Genomic DNA, 22,187 nt, shown 5'->3' with positions numbered 1-22,187 from the left:
TTAGAGGATAAAAAAGGAGAATATAAATTGAGAAGGACATCTTAAGTGTGTATGTACGTTTAAACTTTACATACTTCTTTTTTCGGTGCGATTAGGTTGACTGAAGAGTTCCTTCTTCAACTACATAACTATATTCATTTTTTATTACCCTTAACTGTTGCTATAAATATGGATCTATGTCAAGATACCGGACACATAAAAGTTAAGTTTTGTTTTGTGGCAACCACCATTTATGGAGTGTTCCACATCCCGTGTAGCCAGTCAAAGTGAAAAGAGCCTTTGACAGACTACACGGGATGTAGAGCGAGAAATCCATGGAGGTTGCGCCCCAAATAGGAAGGGGTAGATTGCTTGAATCCCACTGTTTTATGCTGTAGTTCGGCATATTCTTTCGCATTCTTCGGGCGTTAATAAGCCTATTGCACCATGAATGCGTTTGCGATTATACCAACCTTCAATATATTTAAATAGCGCGACTCTAGCTGTTTCATAATTTTCATAGCGCGTTCGATAGACTTCTTCTTTTTTCAATGTCGCATGAAAAGACTCGATACAGGCGTTATCGTATGGGCAACCTTTACGGCTGAACGACGGAATCATTTCGTGTTTTTTTAGTTTTTTTTGAAATGTTTCACTCGTATATTGCGTACCTAAATCGGTATGGATAATCAATCCTGGCGCTGGATTTTGTGCTTGTACAGCGTGATCCAATGCATCAACGTGTACACACCTAAAAAACTTTGGGTTTACACAATAATGTATGTCCTTAAATAAAAAAGTTTGGTCAAGACTGAAGGGAAATTAGGGTGAAAGCCTGGTCGCCCTTCGGTCTTTTTTGCATGAAAAAAGCAGGAGAAAAAGCAAGGATACGTACCGTTGGTACGTCAGCCGATGTAATTAAACGTTTGATTAAAAGCATGAAATAGCTTGAAAAATAAGGGATTTCAAGAAAGAAAGCATGAGAAAAGGAGCGGAAAAAGGCAGGGGAAAATGCAGGAGAAATAGAAGAATGGCAGGAGAAAAGCGGGAGAAAAAGAAGGAGAAATACTTGATTTTTGGACAAAGTTTTTTATGTCTGCGACTATGAAAATTCGGTACAAGTTTGAGCAAAAGTGGGGGAAAGGCAGGACAAACTTTTTTCTATTCCAGAAGATGGAGAAAGGCATGAGCTTAAGCAGGACAAGGGTTTGAAAGGGGAAAGGCAGGAGGAAATGATGGACAAAGATTTTTATGTGTGAACACAACGACCAAATCTACGGTCATTTTTCGTCCAAATTTATACCCTACAATTTTCTTCGTATGTAAATCAAGAACCGACGCCAAGTAGCACCATCCATCGCGGATCGTATGGATATACGTAATATCGGCTACCCACTTTTCATTAATCGTCGTTGTTTGGAAGTCCTGTTCAAGTACGTTTTCACGTTCTTCCACAGGCTTTTGTGTTGGCGTCGGACGGTACTTTTTTGTGATGTTCGAGCGAATACCAGCTTTTTTCATAAGTCGCTGTACACGTTTAATACTAACTTTCACGCCTTCCTTGAGTAACTGTGCATGGATTTTTGGTGCACCATATCGTCCATCACTTTCTTTATGAATGGCACAAATACGCACCGTAATTGTTTGATTTTCAACTTCATAGACACTAGGTTTCTTGTGGAAAGACTGGTAATACGTACTTTTGGGTATCTTTAAAACGCGACACATTAGTTGAATAGGATAATGTTCGCTTTCGTTTTCAATATGGTCAATGAGTTCTTGTTCTGTTACTTTTTCGCGAATATGGTCATAGCCTTTTTTAAGATTTCAATCTCCTGCTTTAATCGAAGATTTTCTTTTTGGATCGAAGAAACTTCTGCTGCAGTTAATTCTTCTACACCTTCAATTGGGGAGTGTAACTTAATCCATTTATAAATAGTTACTTCAGAGACACCATATTCGCTAGACAGTTGACTGACCGATGTACCAGAGTGATAAAGCTCTACTACAGTTTGTTTAAATTCTTGATTGTATCGTTTTTGACTCATAAAAAAGACACGTCCTCTCTTGGTTATAATGATACTAACTTAACCAGAGTGTGTCCATGGCTCTATTCTACATTCAATAATATATTTTGTTAAATGCGGATAACCAAACAAATACATCACTAAAGTACATGCATGAAAGGGAAGGTAAGCAATAATACTAGTAGTATATAATATAAATTAAAAGGTGGTTATTATGGATGTATTTAAAAATAACTAAGCTTATAGATTTGTTTTTGTCTAAACTTACAGACTCAGGTATTGCTCTTATCTTTTGGGCGAGTTCAGTATGTATTGGAGCTTTAATAGTGCAAAATGTTCAACAAGTGATTTTTATACCTAGTTTTTTATTTTGTACTCTTATTGGCATTCATCTATTATTATATAATTTTTCTGAAAAACTCAGTAAGAAACGTAAATGGTTCTATTTTTTTATACAAATGTTAATTGTATTTGCTGCTGCTCTTCTTATTCCCAAAGGTTCATTTATTGTCTTGATTGGTTTTTTCCCCATTTTAATAGCACAAAGTATTACTATTTTTAATAGTAAAATAAAAGTATTCATTGTATTTACCCCATCTTATTTATTATATTGCTTAGCTATTTGGATTAATTATGGTATAGAAGAATTAACAATTTATATTCCTTTATTCTTTTTTATACTTATAACCGTGATTTTTTATTATGTAATATATAATAAGCAGTTAAATGCTAGAGTCCGGACAGAATTTTATCTAGATCAACTTGAGGTAGCCTTAATGAAAGTGGAAGAATTAACTTTAGCCAATGAAAGACAACGTATGGCTAGAGACTTACATGATACTTTGGCTCAAGGTTTAGTCGGTTTAATTATGCAGTTAGAGGCAATTGATGCCTATATACAAAAAGGAAATTTAAATAGATCAAAAGAAATTGTAGATAACTCTTTAATTCAGGCTCGACAGACTTTAAATGATGCTAGAATAGCCATCGATAACCTTCGTTCTAAAGAGAGTATCCAATCTAATTTAAAAGATTTCGTTTTATATGAAGTCACTAAGTTTAAAGAATTATCACCAATTACTGTAGAATGTAAAGTTGACATCATCCCTTCATTACCTATTTTGGTAGTGGAAGAAATTATATTTATTCTAAGTGAGTGCTTAACAAATATTATGAAACACTCTAAGGCCACTACAGTAACTATAAAAATATATGTAGTAGACAATAGATTATTGATGGAAGTGTTGGATAATGGGATAGGATTTTCGATTGAAAAAGAGAAGAATCAAAGAGGGAAATACGGGCTTTTAGGGTTGTATGAGCGAGCTAAATTAATTGGTGGGGAACTTACAATTGAAAGTAAAATCGATGGGGGAACTAAAGTACTCTTCACCATTCAATTATAATGTGAAAGAAGGGGTAGAATTTGGCATACAAAGTATTGGTTGTAGATGATCATTTCGTTGTTAGGGAAGGTTTAAAACTAATTCTAGAAACAGAAGATATTTTCGAAGTTGTAGCAGAAGCAGAAAACGGTAAAATAGCACTTGAATTTTTAGAAAAAAATATGGTTGATGTTATATTATTAGATTTAAAAATGCCCCTTATGGATGGTTTAACAACGTTGGAAAGAATGAATGAAAAAAACATTTCGATACCTGTTATCATTTTAACTACCTATAATGAGGATGATCTAATGGTAAAAGGTATTGAATTAGGTGCAAAAGGTTATCTGTTAAAAGATACCAGTAGAGATAATTTATTTAGAACATTAGAATCTGCTATAAGAGGCGAGACATTATTACAACCAGATATTATAAATAAATTAATGAAATTTAAGAGAAATCATACATCCAATTATAAAAATGGTGCAGCTAATTTAACGGAAAAAGAAATTTTTATATTACAGGCTATTGCAAGAGGATTCAAGAGTAGGGAGATAGCCCATGATATGGGGATTGCAGAACGAACAGTGAAAGCACATTTAACTAATGTATATAATAAACTTGGTGTAAATTCAAGAACGGAGGCAGTTGCCATTGCTTTAGAAAAAGGCATTTTTCATTTATAAAATATTTGTTTTGCCCATTCGTACATGTGGATGATGCCCATATGTACGATTTTTTAATTTACAATCCAGTTTAAACTAGGATAGTAGCTTTGTTAGAAAAAATGTAGTGGTAGTGGAAGGAGAAAAAATGTCAAAGTATTTGTTTAAACTTGGTAGATGGGCAGTTAATCACAAGAATAGAGTTATGGGAGGAGCTATTGTTACCCTATTGATAGTAGCATTGCTCGCATTAATTGTTGGACCTGCTTTTAATGAAGAAATATCTATTCCAAATACAGAATCAGCAACTGCTGGTGAAATACTTGAAAAGGAATTTTCAAACAAAGATGAAGCTTCACCAGGAGCTATAAATCTTGTATTTAAGGCACCAAAGGGAGAAACTTTAGAATCAGATACTGTTAATGAAAAAATAACTGAATTACTTGACGAGGTTAAAAAAGATAAAAAAATTATATCTGTTGCTTCGCCCTTAGAATTAGGCAATCTAAGTGAAGATAAAACAATTGGTTATGCAGTTGTTTCTTTTAATTCGCCACCTGAAGAAGTATCGGAGAAATCTAAAGCAAAGATTATTCAAAAAATAGCGATTACAAATAATGCAGGTATACAAACTGAATTAGCTGGAAATGTTACCTTTTCGGAATTAGAAATTGGAGGAGTAACAGAGGTTATAGGAGTAGTAATTGCATTTTTAGTTTTAGCTATTACATTTACCTCATTTTTAGCAGCTGGTATGCCTATTTTAACTTCTGCGATAGGTCTAGGTATAGGACTACTGTTAGTTATTATCGGGACTAATTATTTCGATATACCATCTTTTTCGATGTCATTAGCAGCGATGCTTGGTTTAGCAGTTGGTATTGACTATTCTTTATTTATTATCTCTAGATTTAGACAAGAGCTAGCTGCAGGGCATAATGTAGAAGATGCAGCAGCAATCGCAAATGGCACTGCTGGAAGTGCTGTATTATTTGCGGGAGTCACTGTAATAATAGCCCTTTTAGGTTTAGCTGTAGCTCAAATACCTTTCCTAACTATGATGGGATTAACAGCAGCTGTATGTGTATTATTAGCCATACTTGTGGCAATCATTTTAGTCCCAGCAATATTGGGAATTATGGGACATAAAATTGGTCCTAATCGTAAAAATACATTTTTAAAGAAACTCACTAGTAGAAAGAACAAGTCAAATACTTGGTGGGATATCGTTACTAAGCGACCATTAATAGTGACAATCATTGGAATTGTATTACTTCTGGTTTTAAGTACACCATTTTTTCATATGGAATTGGGATTACCTGATAACGGGACTAAATCCGAAGATACCATTGAGAGAAGAGCCTATGACTTACTTTCAGAGGGATATGGTCCAGGATATCATGCATCATTAATTGTTTTATTAAAAGCAGAAGAATTAAAAAATGAAGAAGAATTATTAGTAGTATCAAAGGAAATTGAAAAAATAGACAATGTTAAATATATTTCTCCACCTATTCCTAGTCCAAATAAGAAATACTATATGCTATCCGTAACTCCTAAAACGGGACCAAATGATAGTAGCACTAAAGACTTGGTACGCGAGATTAGAAATATACCTAATAATACAGAAATATCTGATGATGTCAGTCTGAAGGTAACTGGACAGACAGCTGTAAATATTGATATCTCAGAAAAATTGAATGACTCTTTACCTATTTTTGCAACAATTATTGTTTTGTTCGCATTTATTCTTTTGGTAATTGTGTTTAGATCAATTTTAGTCCCTTTAAAAGCTGTATTAGGTTTTTTACTCTCCTTAGGTGCAACATTAGGGTTTGTTGTGTTTGTTGTTCAAGACGGAAATCTAATAGACCTATTTGGATTCCCTACTGCAAGTCCAGTACTTGCCTTTTTACCCGTAATCGTCATTGGTATATTGTTTGGTTTAGCTATGGACTATGAAGTATTTTTAGTTAGTCGAATGCGCGAAGAGTATGTACATTCTGGGGATGCACAAAAAGCCGTTTTAGTAGGAATTAAGGATAGTTCAAGTGTAGTGACTGCTGCTGGTTTAATAATGATTTCTGTTTTTACAGGGTTTATGCTCGCACCAGATCCTATCATAAAATCAATGGGCTTTGCCCTTACATTCGGTATTATATTTGATGCATTTGTTGTCAGATTAACAATTGTACCTGCTGTGATGATATTGATGGGTAAATCAGCTTGGTATTTACCAAAGTCATTAGATAAAATAATTCCGAATATTGATATTGAAGGTACAACGCTAATAGAAGAAATAAATAAAAATAGAGATAAAACTATATAAAATTATATCATTTTATCTGTTGGAGTCATCAAAGGTGTTTAAGGGCCTAAAAAATACAATCAATATAAAATAAAAAATGTATCTTTGTGTCTGATGACATGAGACTGGTAGTTATTAGAAACCGAACTATTCATTAAAACGCTCACAAAGTGTTTCCGAATAGTTTGGTTTCTCTAGTGATGATGTTATGTTAATTTAGAGATTACTCGGCTTTAAGGTCCCAATCTCGATTATTCAGTAATCGTTTCCACATAAGTTTTTCTTCCAGGATTAATCTTACCAACGTGAATATTTATTTCATTGATTGACTCTGTTGTTAAAGGTATCTTTCCATCCATTTCGATTTTCTTCCACATTTTAACGTTACTTCGATAAAGGTACTCTGACAATCGGTATACATCAGCATCCATTTTCAAGCCTTCTTCATACGTTTCAAGCACTTCTTTTTTTACCTGCTCCACTATTTTTTTCCTTATTTCTTGCGTGGTAATGGTTCCTTTAAATCCATTAAGAGTAGCATGTACATGTATGTCTATATTAAATTTTATTGAATCACTATTCTTTACAAGAGGCTTAACTTCAACAGTTAACTTGTCTAAGTCTACTGTAAGATAATCTCTTTCTTCACCGTCTAATTTAATTGTAACTTCACCTCTATTTGTATCATCATGCATCCATTGGTTACCTCTTGCATTAGAATCTTTTATAAATCCCTTGATACCATCTTTTGAAAGGATTCCGATACCTGCAAAAGTGGTTTCTTCAGTAGGTCCATCAGTATCTTCCCAATTATTCATTACTGATACATAAGGTATACTTATTTCGTGACTTGGTTCATTCAGTCCAATCATTAAATCCCGAAGGTTTACCGGATCAATAAAAGATTCTTGTTCTGTAGTATTGATTGGATTGCTTAATTTCGAAGAAGTTAAAGAATTTCTTAAGATAGGTGTGATTAACAACACATCTTTAATAGAATCTTTTGTACTAAAAACCCATATGTTATATCTAGTTTCCCGAAAACGAATGAATGTATCAATAACAGGAATACTTCTCTCATTCTTTAGAGCGCGTTCTGAAAAAAGGAGATACCTTATATGCCCCCAAAATATTTCTTGATCGGCAGATCGATATAATTTATAAATAGCTTCTTCAACCGTTTTTCCATCTGCATAACCAACTTCAGCTGGAGCAACATTACCAGTGGGTACCTCTGTTTTAGCTACATCAGCAAAGTTAATGATTTGTAAGTAAACTTTGTATTTATTATCTTCGTAGTCGACACCCACAGCGTTAACATAATACATACGTTGAGGTTCTGTTGCATCCCAACATCCTGATAAAAGGAATATGAGGAAAACGAAAAGAGGAAACACTATACATTTTTTTATCATTTTTTCGCCTACTTTTTGATACTATTGATTCAATTATGTGCAAAAAAAAGCGATTTAAACAAAACGATCACTCCTTATATAGAAGTGATCGTAGGAAGATAAAAGAAACTCATTATGAACTGGAACATTATATCTTATGTGCTATTTTTAATAATTTTATATATGTTCACCTATTTTAATTAAGAAATAAATTCCTATGAACCGTATATTAAGTTATGATTTTAAACTGATTGTCTCTAGGTGTTTAGCTTAGGCATGAGGAGAAAATTAAATCTTGTTTTGTATCAAACTACAGTTTTTACGATTGGCTATAAAATTATTTCAACTATAACCCTTTTACAATAATGGCTTTCAAGTAGAATCAAATTTGAAAATAAAAAGAATACTAATTTAAGTAAGGTTGGGTAGTTTTCTTACCTTGAGATTTTGTTTGAAGAATTTATGTGGTTGCATTGATCTTTATACTCTCGAAAACTTATTCAGTAAAAAGTAACCCAAAAGAATAAATCTCAATTGTTGAATTTAACTATTATAGCTGGCTCAACTTAATTTTTTTATACTAAGTTATTTTGAGAAGTTTTTATAAACTTAGTAAATAGGAAGCGTACAATTGGACCAATAATAATAATTTGCAAAGGCAAGGCTACAATAAAATTCCTACCAAATACAGAAAGGAATTGATTGAGAACCGAATTGGAATACAAACCATTGTGAAGATAACTTGTTAACAAACCATAGATGGACATAAAAAAAGCCATTCCAATAACCATGCATGTAGATATTGTTAGAACCTTAAATAGAACATTTGATGTATTTGCTGTTAATTTGAAAGCTATTTTTTTAGCTATAGGTCCTACTAGATACAAGTCAAGAATTATAGCAACAATAAAGCCTATTAAAAAATCAGTAATTCCGCCTAACAATGATATATGCCCAAATGTATCATTAAGATAAAAATTATAAAAAGTCATAAAAAGTACCATTCCAAAACACATTATTAATCCAAAATAGAGACTTTCTTTTCTAGTAGTTGGCATATGTCAACACTCCTTCCGTTACTTGAGTTAGTATATAGATATTAGAAATATTTCGTAAGTGACAATTTTGTGAAGTTCTTTTGTGGAATTTAAATATATCTTTACTACACAAAATGAAAAAATGAAAAGAGCTGAAGTTTAGTTAGTTTCTGCAATGCAACAATTTCACTGAGAAAGATTTTCTGATTAATCAAAAGAATATATATTGAAAAAAATGATAGTAAGAAGAGGTTATAACTTATATTTTCAAACAATATGTCAGTACCTCAGTTTGTCTAAAGGAATCACTTCTTTGATAACCCGGTTGTTCCTTGATAATGTTCCTTGATAAAATGAGGGAATTTCAAAATTACTTTGAAAGTACTTGAATGAATTAGTAGAAATATTAAAAGGCGACTAACTTAATCCATTGGAATTTAGTTAAGATGCACACATTTTTATGGATAAAGATAAATATAACAAGTTTATGGGAAGGCGGGAGTATGTATGAAAACTAACGATTTAGTAATAGGCAAAGTAATTAAATGGTTAGAGAGTGAAGAGAAATCATTTGTATGGTTAGCTGAACAATTAGGTGTAAGTTTATTCCATGTAGAGTATATGTTAAAAGGAGAACGTATTCTACAACCAAAGCGTATCGAACAGATTGCGAAGATAATGGGAATCAAAACAAAAGAATTGGTTAAGTCAGAAGTAATTATGGAAAATCAGTTAACTGTTAAATTGCTTGGTAGTATTTCTAATCGACGCTCGAAGAGAGAGTTGGATTCTTTATTGTTTGCTATTAATGATTATCTTGGACTAAAAGAGCAGACGAAATGATTGTGTATGTAGTTAATAAGGTAGTTTTGAAAAAACTCATATATTTTAAGAAAGTTAAAACTGGACAAAATGAATCGCATATGGATTGTCAAGATTGAAAATGGTTTATACAAATACTATTGAAGAGATAAATTAATTATGAAGGTACCTACAGTAAGTCTAAAATTATAGAAACAAGAGGAATACATGGTTTTTATTCGATTTTACTTAGTTTTAGCATCACACACTCGTATATATTAGTTTAGTTACATCAAACGATAAATCAAAAATGGATTTTTAATTTTGAATATTTTAAATATTATAAAAATGGATTATTATAAACTTATTACTCCTTTTATTCAAATTTAGTAGAAGTTATACAATTAATGGTAATACATGGTGAAATAAATATACTGGAGGTCCTATGTTTGATAAAGGTGTACTAAATGGGATTTGGAAAGAGAATGAAATTGAGTATTTTCCAAAGAGAAAAGTTAGCAATAAATTAAGTTGGAAAATACATCATATTACTGGCTCTTTTTACAGTAATAAGATGGGGAGGACAATTGAGTATGAATCAATTGGAGAATGTTTATTTTACTTTTTCTTAGAACTAGCTAGAGAAGTGGAGCGATATTATGTACAACCAGTAGAAATTAATATTCCTCATCTTTCAAAAGAAGGGGATAGAAAAAGCTGGACTCATATTCCCGATGTGTTGGTATTTGGTATTGGATCTAAACCAACATTATTTCAAATCAAAGAGAATCCACAGGAAAGTAAAAAACATGATTTTATAAATAAAATATGTCAAGAATACGCAGCTAAAAAGCAATGGAAATATAGAGTTATTTATCCGAAGAAACTACCACAAGAGATATTGTATAATATTAAATTTTTACAAGGAGCCATTCGTAAGCGAAAGCGATTCGATGAATGGATACCTGAAATAATTTATCGAGTAGAATATATGGAGGTTGTAACAATAGATGAACTTGCCTCTAGTTTTGCACCTAAAGTTAACCCACTACTAGTAATTCCAGTAATCCACCATCTTATAGCCACAGGAGTTTTACAAATCAAGATTACAAATGAGATTGATCAGTATAGTGAAGTTAAGTTAAAAAAGCTAAATGAACAGCTACTACCATATCTTAATTTGGATGGTGAGTTATTTGATTATTAGTGAGCTGAAATTAAATGGAGAAGTAAATTATTATGGTATGACATATATAATTTTGGCAATTGATCCACCTATCATTACTTTAAAAAGGAAAAATAATAGTGGAGATGCAATATCCATTAATTATTTTGAGTTAATAACAAATCCGTCTTTTCATGCAGAAAAGTCAATCAAAAAGTCTATTGAAAAAGACAATAATATTTATTTATCGATTTTAGATTCTTTAGATGAAAAGAAAAGAGAAGAAGTATCAAAACGCTTAAAAATTATTAGACCTTTGTTGGTACTAAAAATTTAAAACAAAATCACTATCCATCTTATGTAGAGTTTCTTGAGAACTATAATGACTTATTAAATGAAAATGAGAATCCAGGGAAAATAAAACAGGAAATAATAATAAAGAGAATAGCAATAAAATACTCTGTGTCAGACAGAACAATAAAAAGATATTTATCAAATTACCGTAAAGTTGCGCATGAGAATCCGTCATTGGGTGACGAAGGATTAATATCAAATGCAGGAACAGGTTATAAATTTCGAAATGATAATAAAACCTTAATAATCAATCACCCAAAACACCCAGAGATGATACTAGATCAAATTCAAATTCGTTTGAGTGATGAATATATACCAATAATTAAAGAAGTAATTGAAAGTGATTACTTGACACTTCACCGTAAAAGTAAAGCGAAAATTATTGATTTAATTAATATAAAATGTTCGATGAATGGAGTTCCACCTATAAAATCAGAGACTATGTATAAAATATTTGAAAGAATCTCACCTAAAGTAGTTGAAAGAATGAGGTTCGGAACAAAGTCAATAAATAAGTATGAAGAAGTAAATAGAGGTTTTGCCAATAATGAAGCACTTTATCCACTTCATCTAGTAGAAATTGATCATACCCGTATGGATATAGAGGTTATTGACGAAAAAAATGGTGCAATAACAGGGAGACCGTGGATAACATTAGGTATAGATGTATATTCAAGGATGGTTTGGTGTATGTATATCTCATTTGAGCCCCCTTCTGCTAATAGAGTTAGAAAAGCAATTCAGCAAGGAGCTCTATTTAAAAATACGAAGGAGCAATATGGAACTTTTAATGATTGGGAGATTTTTGGTATTCCACACAATATACAATTTGATAACGGTCCAGAATTTCATAATCTTGCTATTAAGCGGTTAGTGAATGAAACTTTAAAATCGAATATTAGGTTTCGTCCAATTGCAACGCCTAGATATGGGGGAACTATTGAAAGATTGATTGGTACATTTAATACTCAAGTTCTACACAATTTACAGGGTACAACTAAAAGTAATATTTTCCACAAGGGAGAGTATGATTCATCAGAAAATGCTTTATTGACTATTGGTAATATAAGAGAAATTCTAACGAAGTATATAACAGATATTTATCATTTTCAAAAGCATACAGGGTTGCCATTAGATTGTAATTCACCAATGGCGCGTTTTCATGAAGGGTTAAAGAAAAGCGGGCTACCTGATTTTATAGAAACAGAAGATGAAGAATTATTTAAGATTTCCTTATTACCAACATTATATAAACCGTATACGAGGGACGGTGTTCGGATTGATAACCGTATCTATAAAGATAATTCATTATCACATCTTATAGATAAAAGAGAGGTAAAGTATAGAGTCAAGTATGATATTGATGATATATCTTACATATATATTAAACCTCCAAATGAAGATAACTTTGTAAGGGTCAATATTGTTAATCCTCCTTATGAAACTGTCCAAGGGATGAATGCTTATACTTATAAATTGTTGTTGAAGTATTTAAGAGACAAGGGCGAATTAAGAAGGAACAAAATTGCTACAGATGAACAAATTCTTCAGGCAAAAGCTGCTCTTCAAAAAGATATTGAGAAAATGTATAAAACTAATAGAAAAATGAGACAACAATTGGACAGAATGGAATGGGATGTTGAGGTAACTAAAACTAATATAAATCAAAAAGAAAAAGTTAATAAGGACAATAAACTTACCTATGAACAACTTATGGCTAATGCAGTAAAAATTTTTAATGAAAGCTCAGATGAAAATTAAGGGAGTGGGAAAATGGCATCTAACTCGACAACTAATTCTTTTTCGGAGTTTGCTGATAGAGTCTTAAATATAAATGTGGATCTTCCTAATGCTGAGTCAATATATAAAGTGATGGATTCTCATATTAAAAGGATAGGAAAAACTAGACATCTATTTATTACAGGACCGTCAAATGTGGGTAAAACTAAAATGGCGGAGAACTATATTCAAAGATACACAAGATATACTTTAACCGAAGAAGACGGTACAGAAGTTGAAATTACACCAGTGATTTATATGGAAGCCCCCCACCCATTTACCTTATTAGAGTTTTATCATGAACTGTTATACGGGTTAGGCTCTCCACGCTTAGGTGGTGTACCTAAGATAAATGATTTGAAGGTTCGTGCTTATCACTTAATAGATAGGCAAAAAGTGAAAATGGTCATTATAGATGAAGTAAATAATATACAGACCTCTGGTATTAATAAAAATTCAGCTATGGACGCCATAAAACATATGGCCAATAAAACGAATGTTACATTAGTTTTAATGGGTACCCCTGAAGCAGCAGAATTAAGAACTTTAGATGAACAGTATAAATCAAGATATCGTCCACGGTCTATTAATCGTTTTACAGAATGTAATGAAGAATTTTGTTTATTTTTAAATAAGATAGAAGAACAATTGAAATTTCCAAAGAAAATTGGCCTAGGAGACTTAAAAACAGGGCTACCTCAAATACTACATTTTCAAAGTAAAGGAAAAGTAGGTTATTTAGTTCCTATTATACAGGAAGCATATGATTTGCTAGGAGTTTTTCAAGAGTCATTCAATGACTTCGATAAGGCCATCTTATCGCCATATGCACTGGATGAAGCGTATAAAATAATACAGGGAGATTTTATTGATGATATTCTAGATGAAAAACATTAAAAAAGGGAAGTATATACCTATCCCAAAAGGGAATAATTGTGTTAAAAACTTTTGGAGAGGTTATTATTGAAGCACAAATTCTTAACAATAAGAGTTAGACCTTATGAGGATGAATTATTATCTAGTTTACTAATTAGGTTAGCTAATGCTAATGGTATCGATGTTTTAAAATTTTGTTCTGGCTTTAATATCAGCACTTCACATTATCTACAAAAAAATGATATAGATTTAATTGATTTTTATCCGTTAAATATTCTTGATATTGGAAAAATAGCAGAGATAAATAATTTAGATAAAACGACACTGCTTAATAAAACGTTTTTAAAAGTGATAAAAAAATTTACTGATAAAAATTTCTCCAGAGTACGAAGTTTTACAGATTTAATTAGGAAAAAGCTATATTATTGTCCAGATTGTCTAAGGGAAAGTAATTATTATAGGTTTTTATGGAAAGTAGAAGGAGTAAATTGCTGTTTAAAACATAATAAATTTCTTATAGATAGTTGTCATAATTGCAATAAAGATATTCTATTTAAGGAAGTATGTATAATGGGTTTCTGCCCCCATTGTAATTTTGCTTTAAAAAATTGCAAAACTATACTTGATAAAAAAGTACTTGTAGAAATAAACACCCATTTAATAAAGTCTTGGGAGTATTTATGGGGAGATAAGGTTCAGTCAAATCATACTAATCAGGTACCACTTAATTTATTGTATTTATTGAATGGATTTAAATTGGATTTAGATAGAGCGTTAGTTACTAGAAACTTGAACAAACATACTTCATTATCTATTTTGCTTCAGCATGTAAGAGGTACAAATGGATGTAGGAAAAATTTACACTTGGGTATTGTATTGAATATTTTAAAAGAACAAAACTATAGCTTGGAGCAATTACTTAAACTAAGAGTTCCGAATATATTTATGACAAAACTCCAAACTAAAAAGAAAGTTGATTATGTTTCATGTATGGCTTCTTGGTGTTCTTCTTTCGGGAAATTAGGATCTTTAGTTAAAACTGGGACCAGCAAGAAAAAGAAAAAAGATGGGACAGAATTAAAGTATTACCTTCTTTGTACTAAGTGTGGCTGTGAATATGCATTAAATGTGGATGATCAACTTGTAGAACGAACATATTTTATTCACGCATACAATGAATTGATTACTGTTGATACATCAAGAAGCAATTTAAAAAGTCTTGCTGCTACTTTAAAAATGTCTATTGATAAAGTAAAAAGGTGTATATGTTATTTCATAAGTAGGAACCAATTTAATGATTGTTGTTTTTCTAAGGAATTTATGATGGATATTAATAAATTAAAAAATATCCTTAATGGAATTAGGGAAGGAATAGGGTTAAAGGAAATTAGACATTGGAACATATGGGAAAGCTACAATGAGTTTTTAGTTTACAGATATCACGTAGATGTAATGAATGAATTACACAGTAAAGAAGGTTATTCTAAAACAAAAGATTATTCGAACAATAACTCACAATTATTATTAGTGAAGAATACTGTAAAAAATTTATTTGAGACGAATGAAGATATAACAATAAAGAGTGTAAGTACTAAATTAAAGGTCTCTCCTGAAACAATCCGTAATTGGAGAGGGAATGAATATATAGCAGAAATGAAATGGAAGCAGAGAGAATTTAGGTTATATCACTTGAGAAAGGAAATAAAAGATAAGGTAGAACTATATTTAAGTGAAACGTGTTCAGAAAATATTTCCTCGAGTGAATTATATGAATACTTAGGAATTAGGAGATCGGTTTTATGGAAAAAGGATAAGGAATTAACTAGGTTTATAGCAGATAAATTAGGTACTCATAAAGAACCAAAAAGTTTCTAAATATAATATTAAATTTGGAAGGGGAGTTTGAATGAAGGTTAGAAGAACATTTACTATTAGGCCTAAATTGATAGAGGGGGAATCTTTATCAAGTTATATCGTTAGAACAGCCAATCTAAATGGGGTCACCAACATCTCTGAAATATGGCAACTAGTAAAGAAACAAGGACCATATAAAGTTGATAGGAATTTCATTTATAAGTTCGACTTATTCCCTACAGATATTGTACATTTAAACGACTTAGCAATTTTATTAAATATCAAAGCTAACGAATTGGTATTACATTCATTTGAGCCAATAGTTAGCTTTTTTTATCCGGGAGCAGCCGGAAAAATGGTTTTTGGGAAGGAGATTGAGCTTAAACATCGACGATTTTGTAGAAGTTGTTTAAAGGAGAATGGAGCATTTCAATTTTTATGGCAAGTTAAAGAGATACATATATGCAATAAACATTTAACTAAAATAGAATCAAAATGTTATAGATGTGGATGCGAACAATCTTATGTAAAAAAGGCACTTTTAGAACATCTAAATTGTAGCGCTTGTGGTGAACTGTTGTATAAAACTATAGATAAACCTTCTCAGAATTATAACTTGATAGACAAGCAATTACGGATATATAGAGACTGGCACAGTATATCTACATTTGTAAATTATATAAATAGTAACAATCAAAAAATGCCTCAATCCATTCATCGAAAAATAGCAATTTTATTATTATATTTAACAACTCCGAATACAGGAAGTATAAATTATAAGAAACATCCCTTTTTTGCACCTTCACAAGCGAAAAGATTATTAGAGCTTGTAAGAAACAAATCTAATGACACTTTACGATTAGGATTTATACTAAATACTTTGAGAGAATTAGACATTGAAATGGGCAATTTCTTGTGTTTAGAAGTTCCAATATCTTTTATGAGAAGATTAATAAGTAAAGCAAAGGATAAGAAAATTCAGGTTGTTGATTGTAAATCAGAATGGTGTAAATCTTACAATACACCTTATAAAATGATAGATATGAAATTTTCCAAAGATAAATATGTGCCTAAAGCACACTTCTATCATCAAATATGTGTGTGTACAGATTGTTGGATAAGGGTAGGTTTTAGTAAAGAGCTATCAAAATGGGAAGATGCAAATATTTCCAAGGGCTTATTAAGAGAAATTAATAACTCAATTGTTTTGGGCTTTTCTGAAAAAGAAATAATTCATCGACTGAAAATAAATTCCGATATTTTATATTTCTATATGGGATATATATACCGCTTTAATCCATTTCATAATAATAATTTAAATCCGGAAGATAGAGTAAAAGAAGTAAGCGGTAGTAATTTGATAGACAAATTTTCTTTATTAAAATCCTTTTGGAAAAGAAATGAACAGCTAACTTTACAAGCAACAAAACTTTTTGGGTGGGATGTTTTATCAACCTACTATTATTATTGGCATCACAAGGTACAACAATATATATACTTAGAGGAAAATTTACGAACAACAAATATACAAAAAAGAATACAATTAAAAAATGAAGTGAACAGGGTGATTATGCATTTAGTTGAAAACAATATGGAGATATCTGTAAAAGAAGTAGCAGCTAGTTTAGATATAACAGAAAACACTTTGCGATATCATAAGCTAAGAAAAAATATAAATGAGGAAAAACTAAAGAATAAATTAAAAAAGGAGAATGAAGAAAAGGCAATCATTTTCCAAAAAATAAATGAATATATTATAAATAAAAAAGCAAATGAAGAACCTATTTTAGTACATGAAGTATATAAAAATATTGGAGTAACAGAAAAAGTTATAAAAAAATATCCAGTGATAGCTAGGTTTATTTCTAATTCAGTAAAAGAAAGTAAAACTGAACAAAAATTAATAAAAAAAAGAAATTTAGAAAAAACTATAATTCAGATTTATAAACAATATGGTAGGGTTGACTACTTTCTTTTAAGTGAGTTTTTGGGAGTTGCCAAAAAGACATTGACTAGCTCTAGTGGAGTGTATAAAGGAATCTCTTCATTGATAAAAAATATATTAGCTGATTTAGAGAATGATAAAAGCTGTAATACAAACAATAAAAAATAGAAACATGGTAACAACTTGATCTTTATTTCGTTCAATTAATTTATCCTAGACCTACTTAATAAGGAGCCATTTACATGTGATGAAATATAAACAGTTCTTATATTTATTTAAAGAAGGTGCGATAAAAAAGATAAGGATACGGAACACGTTGAAGACGAACAACTAGTTGAACTAGTTGTTGAAATAGATGAGGAAATTATATCTGTAATTTATCGATTATACGATAAGACTTTAAAAGATTTAGTAAACCGCTAAAGAATGCCCAGTTAACGCGTGCAGAGACCGTAGCTCTGTTTGTCAGGGCATAGGTATACCGGTGCCGGCGAATACCACAGAATTATCCGATATTGAGGGTCAATGGTATGAAATGGCGGTTTCCTCTGCAATAGAAGCAGGATTTGTGAACGGGTATGAGGATGGAAGCTTCCGTCCAAATGAGGCAGAACTAGCGGCTATCCTTTCGAAAGTGATTGAATATGATAGCAGAGCTGTTTCCAATGTTCCTGAAAAACACTCAGTACAGTTCAACAATTCGAAAGAAGTGTTGAAATGGGCTACTGAGGCAGTGCAAAAAATCATTTCCAGCGGTATCATGATAGGCGGTAATATTGAGCCGCCTTCTTAACAAGCCAAGGTATATGTAAAGAAGTTGTTGGAGTATGAAATTAACAGTCGCCAGTGATACCTAGTAAGATAAGGAGACCTGTACCAAAGTAAGATATGGTAGGGTTGATTACACAATGTTAAGTGAGTTTTTAGGAGTTTCTAAAAAGACTTCGACTAGTTCCAGTGGAGAGTATAAAGGGATCTCTTCATTGATAAAAAATATAATAGCTAATATAGAGAATGATAAAACTTTTAATACAAAAAATAATAAAGATGACTGAATTACTTATATATTTATAAACAGAAATTATGTCGGTCATTTATCGATTATACAAAGACTTTAAGAGATATAGTTAATCCTTAAAAAGATTTGATTTTAATCAATAGACTTTGTGTATAGAAGCATCCTATTCTTTAGTCTTTTAATGAAATATGAGACATAAGAGATGTTGTGACATCTGAAGATTATCATTTATACAGTACAACCGCCGTTGTATCAGTGTTTTGATTTTTACGTCATATGAATTAGTACTCTAAATATTTATTTTTAACATTTAAATATAATAGAGGGGAGTATTTTTAAAAATGGCATTTATGGTTATTACAAAGAAACACCCCGAAGATGAAGTGACCCCTAAAAGTTAGACACGGTTATTTCGTTTAGACAGCTTGGGTAAAATGAGTTCGGTACTGCACTGGACTCATTTTTAATTTTGCCTTCATACGTTTCGTGTTGTAATAGTTTATATAGTTTTCCAGTTCCTTTTTAAAATGCTCGACACTTTTAAATTCCTTTAAATAGAGAAATTCTGACTTCATGATGCCAAAGAAATTCTCCATGACAGAATTGTCGTAACAGTTGCCTTTACGCGACATACTTTGCACAATCCCTCTTGATTGAAGGGCGTGGCGATATTGTTTCATTTGATAATGCCAGCCTTGATCGGAATGCATGAGGAGCTGGTGTTCTTCTGGCAACCGCTCTAAAGCCTTTTCTACCATCTCTGAAACTAACGAATATGTAGGTCTAGAGCCAATTGTATACGTAATAATTTCGCCATTAAATAAGTCTAAAACAGGCGATAAATAAAGCTTTTCACCAATTAACTTAAACTCTGTAATATCTGTTACCCATTTCTCATTAGGCGCTTTTGCTGTAAAATTGCGATCTAAAATGTTAGGCGCAATTTTACCAACTGTCCCTTTATATGACTTATATTTTTTCATACGAACGATGCACTTTAAGCCTAGCGCTTTCATCAGGCGTTGCACTTTCTTATGATTCACTTTTTGCCCACGATTCGCTAGCTCATCACGAATGCGACGATAGCCATAACGGCCTTCATGTTCCTTATAGATTTCTTGAATTTCGGCCTTTAACTCGGCATCTGGATCGGGACGATTCATCTTCTTTACTAAATCATAGTACGTGCTACGTGGAATTTCTGCGAACGCTACAAGCGCCTTCACCGAGTATTTATGCCTTAATTCATAGATGACGTTTACTTTGTCTTCTTTGGTGATTTTTCCTTGGCTTGAACTAAGGCGTTTAACTTTTTTAAATATTCGTTTTCCATACGTAGACGATTGATTTCTGCTTGAAGTGCTTCTGGTGAGCCTTCTACTGGTGCTTGTTTTGGTTGTTTATTTGTTTCTTTTTTCATGGATGGACGCCCCTTTTTCTTTGATTGAAGGGCATCGAATCCTTTTGTTTCAAATTGTTTTTTCCAAAAACGAAGTGTAGAAGGAGTAGCTATATTAAAGATAGCTGCCGTTTCAAGTAAGGACGTACCGTTTTCAATCATATAGTTTAGTACGTCTAGTTTAAACTGTGCCGAATAATTTGTATATCGTTTTATAAACGCTTCTACGCCGTTATACTCATATTGTTTCACCCAATTAAGAATCGCTTTGTGATCTGTTCCAATTAATCTAGCAATTTCATGTGAACTTTCTTTACCTTCTATGTAGCGTAGAACTGCTTGTAATTTTTCTTCTGATGTATATTTAGCCATATAAAAACTGCTCCTCCAATTGTTAGATGTGTCTAACAATTGGGGAGCAGTTCAAGATTATATAAATCTAAGGGGTGTTTTCATGTTTCAAAGAGTAAGAACAGAAGGTACGGAAGACGTATAGAACAGTCGAATTGGATATAAATAACATTTTCTGTCGGTAGATATAATTCTTTGTGGATATTTATATTAAAATTAATGTTTGTCTTGTGTAAAGAATGTACTTTCCATCGATTCTGTATAGAACTAATATAATAAGATACATACAATAAATTTTAAGAATTTTATTCTAATTCTAGTGATGTTTGGCTTTCTAGATCAATAAATTGATCTTCTAATTAATGCTAATGTGTAAGTTCCAAAAAGGAAGGTTATCTAGAAAATAAATTATTTTCACAGATACTCTAAGTATAATATGTAGATTCCCTCTGTTTAGTATAATTTAAACAAATCAATCCTTACATATTATCTTTTTGGGGCGCACTCCAAACCATACAAGCCCCCCAGAGACAAGGAGGATAATTGCGCACACATGAAATGAAGAGTGAAAACCTGTTATTGGGCTTGATGATTTCTGTATTAATAAACCTGTAAAGTATGGACCAACAATTCCACCAAGAGAAGTAAACGCCATAAACCATCCTTGTATTTTTCCTTGATGTTCTTTTGTAACTAAGTCGACTAGTAAGGCAGGTCCAAGTACCAAGGTAATACATCCAAATGTTAAGCCCAAAGAGAGTAAAGAAATCACTAGATAATTCGAACTTACAAGAGTACCTAAGAAATAGCTAGCACCCCCAGCGACCATTACGGGTCCAAGTATATAAACCCTAGACTTTACAAAATTTTGTGTTTTATTATAAAGGTAATCAGATAGGCTAGAGAAAAAGATTTGAGAGAATGTAATCATAATCCAGGGCAGTGAGACAAAAATGCTAAGTTGTTTTGAACTTATATTTCGGATATTCTCAAGGTAGTTTGGAAGCCAATTAAGTCCGATTGTGAAAGACCAATAAGTTGCAAAACCGCAAAATGCAATTAAAAGAAAGTTTTTTGAAAATAGGACTGAAGCGAATTTTGTCTCAAGACTAATTTGTGCATCTATTGAATCTATATTTGTAATTGAGAGATCTCTTTTTGAAACCTTTTCCTCCTTCACGATTATTAACCAGGGAATAATCCAGATGACACCAACAATTCCAGTAGCGATAAATGCTGTGCGCCAACCATAGTTTGATATCAGATGTATCAAAAAAGGTGCAGATATCGCTACGCCAAGTGGTCCTCCAACTGAAACTAAAGTTAAACCAATTCCGAGTTTTTCTTTTGGAAGATATTTTGAAGCAGCTGTCATTGCTAAAGAATAGGAAGGTCCCTCTCCTGCACCCAAGATAATCCTAGTAACTAATAAATATCCATAATTTGAGATAAAAATAGTCGAAAATTGTATGATTGCCCAAACTGTAGCCATACCAGCAATGACCTTTTTAATTCCAATCTTATCAGCAAGTATTCCCACTAAGATAGCGGAAAGAGAGTATAAAAAAAAGAAGGAACTCCCAACAAGCCCCCATTGTTCAGGGGTTAATTCTAATTCTTGAATAATTGATATTGATGCGAATCCGATAACTGCCTTATCTGCGTTACTAATTACTGTTAAAAAAAATAATAGAGCAATTACAATCCAAGTTGTTTTATTAGAAATCTTATTATTTATTTTACTCAAATCTAGTTCACCCTTCTATCGATATTTGCATAAAAAAAGCCCTTTTTCTATTAGTTCTCTTACAACAAAATCCAAGAGAGATGTCTTAAAAGCCTATTAGTTA

General features: G+C 31.8%; 15 protein-coding genes and 2 pseudogenes. 11 read left to right on the top strand and 6 right to left on the bottom strand.

The annotated features are described in order from the left end of the window. Positions 1 to 366: 366 nt before the first annotated feature. A pseudogene (locus MKZ14_RS21695) lies at positions 367 to 726 on the bottom strand (integrase core domain-containing protein); the annotation flags it as partial. 516 nt (positions 727 to 1,242) lie between these two features. Next, a pseudogene (locus MKZ14_RS21690) lies at positions 1,243 to 2,027 on the bottom strand (IS3 family transposase); the annotation flags it as partial. A gap of 197 nt (positions 2,028 to 2,224) precedes the next feature. Here MKZ14_RS21690 and MKZ14_RS21685 point away from each other — a divergent pair. The 3 genes from MKZ14_RS21685 to MKZ14_RS21675 all read left to right on the top strand — a co-directional run bounded on the left by MKZ14_RS21685 (position 2,225) and on the right by MKZ14_RS21675 (position 6,385). After that, the gene (locus MKZ14_RS21685) at positions 2,225 to 3,412 is read left to right on the top strand and encodes a sensor histidine kinase (protein ID WP_279493418.1); all 1,188 of its coding nucleotides are present in this window, start codon (positions 2,225 to 2,227) and stop codon (positions 3,410 to 3,412) included. A 20-nt stretch (positions 3,413 to 3,432) separates the two neighbouring features. Further along, positions 3,433 to 4,077, top strand: a complete 645-nt coding sequence (locus tag MKZ14_RS21680) for a response regulator transcription factor (RefSeq protein WP_279493416.1) — start codon at positions 3,433 to 3,435, stop codon at positions 4,075 to 4,077. Positions 4,078 to 4,204: 127 nt separating this feature from the next. After that, on the top strand, positions 4,205 to 6,385 hold the full coding sequence (locus tag MKZ14_RS21675) for an MMPL family transporter (RefSeq protein WP_339280495.1): 2,181 nt from the start codon (positions 4,205 to 4,207) through the stop codon (positions 6,383 to 6,385). A gap of 230 nt (positions 6,386 to 6,615) precedes the next feature. On the opposite strand, the gene MKZ14_RS21670 is transcribed toward MKZ14_RS21675, so the two are convergent. Together MKZ14_RS21670 and MKZ14_RS21665 are read right to left on the bottom strand one after the other, a co-directional pair. After that, on the bottom strand, positions 6,616 to 7,779 hold the full coding sequence (locus MKZ14_RS21670; RefSeq protein ID WP_339280494.1) for a Ger(x)C family spore germination protein: 1,164 nt from the start codon (positions 7,777 to 7,779) through the stop codon (positions 6,616 to 6,618). A gap of 554 nt (positions 7,780 to 8,333) precedes the next feature. Beyond that, the gene (locus tag MKZ14_RS21665; RefSeq protein ID WP_279493414.1) at positions 8,334 to 8,816 is read right to left on the bottom strand and encodes a DUF2798 domain-containing protein; all 483 of its coding nucleotides are present in this window, start codon (positions 8,814 to 8,816) and stop codon (positions 8,334 to 8,336) included. A gap of 486 nt (positions 8,817 to 9,302) precedes the next feature. Between MKZ14_RS21665 and MKZ14_RS21660 the strand changes: the two genes are divergently transcribed. The 8 genes from MKZ14_RS21660 (at position 9,303) to MKZ14_RS21625 (ending at position 18,362) form a co-directional block, all read left to right on the top strand. Beyond that, positions 9,303 to 9,638 carry an XRE family transcriptional regulator gene (locus MKZ14_RS21660; protein ID WP_339280493.1) on the top strand — a complete coding sequence of 112 codons (336 nt, stop codon included), beginning with the start codon at positions 9,303 to 9,305 and terminating at the stop codon, positions 9,636 to 9,638. Positions 9,639 to 10,041: 403 nt separating this feature from the next. Further along, positions 10,042 to 10,803: a hypothetical protein gene (locus MKZ14_RS21655; RefSeq protein WP_339280492.1), complete on the top strand. Its 762-nt coding sequence runs from the start codon at positions 10,042 to 10,044 to the stop codon at positions 10,801 to 10,803. Then, positions 10,793 to 11,098, top strand: coding sequence for a hypothetical protein (locus MKZ14_RS21650; protein WP_339280491.1), 306 nt, complete (start codon positions 10,793 to 10,795; stop codon positions 11,096 to 11,098). Before MKZ14_RS21655 ends, MKZ14_RS21650 begins: the two co-directional genes overlap by 11 nt. A gap of 191 nt (positions 11,099 to 11,289) precedes the next feature. Further along, the gene (locus MKZ14_RS21645; protein ID WP_339280490.1) at positions 11,290 to 12,876 is read left to right on the top strand and encodes a Mu transposase C-terminal domain-containing protein; all 1,587 of its coding nucleotides are present in this window, start codon (positions 11,290 to 11,292) and stop codon (positions 12,874 to 12,876) included. Between the two features lie 12 nt (positions 12,877 to 12,888). Beyond that, positions 12,889 to 13,791 carry a TniB family NTP-binding protein gene (locus tag MKZ14_RS21640; RefSeq protein ID WP_339280489.1) on the top strand — a complete coding sequence of 301 codons (903 nt, stop codon included), beginning with the start codon at positions 12,889 to 12,891 and terminating at the stop codon, positions 13,789 to 13,791. 66 nt (positions 13,792 to 13,857) lie between these two features. Further along, entirely contained in the window at positions 13,858 to 15,645 is a 1,788-nt protein-coding gene (locus MKZ14_RS21635; protein ID WP_339280488.1) for a TniQ family protein, read from the top strand. Between the two features lie 31 nt (positions 15,646 to 15,676). Further along, a complete protein-coding gene (locus MKZ14_RS21630; protein ID WP_339280487.1) occupies positions 15,677 to 17,737 on the top strand; it encodes a TniQ family protein in 2,061 nt (686 codons plus the stop codon). A gap of 316 nt (positions 17,738 to 18,053) precedes the next feature. Further along, positions 18,054 to 18,362, top strand: a complete 309-nt coding sequence (locus tag MKZ14_RS21625; protein ID WP_339280486.1) for an S-layer homology domain-containing protein — start codon at positions 18,054 to 18,056, stop codon at positions 18,360 to 18,362. Positions 18,363 to 19,003: 641 nt separating this feature from the next. On the opposite strand, the gene MKZ14_RS21620 is transcribed toward MKZ14_RS21625, so the two are convergent. Next, a protein-coding gene (locus MKZ14_RS21620; RefSeq protein ID WP_339280485.1) for an IS3 family transposase occupies positions 19,004 to 20,358 on the bottom strand; the annotation gives its coding sequence in 2 pieces (ribosomal slippage) (positions 19,004 to 19,890 and positions 19,890 to 20,358; 1,356 coding nt in all). Between the two features lie 451 nt (positions 20,359 to 20,809). Further along, positions 20,810 to 22,084, bottom strand: coding sequence for an MFS transporter (locus tag MKZ14_RS21615; RefSeq protein WP_339280484.1), 1,275 nt, complete (start codon positions 22,082 to 22,084; stop codon positions 20,810 to 20,812). Positions 22,085 to 22,187 lie beyond the last annotated feature (103 nt).

Source organism: Lysinibacillus sp. FSL P2-0066 (genome assembly GCF_037969495.1).
Lineage (GTDB): Bacteria > Bacillota > Bacilli > Bacillales_A > Planococcaceae > Lysinibacillus > Lysinibacillus boronitolerans.
The sequence above is the reverse complement of the archived record's forward strand: the minus strand, read 5'-3'. Positions and strand labels throughout refer to the sequence as shown.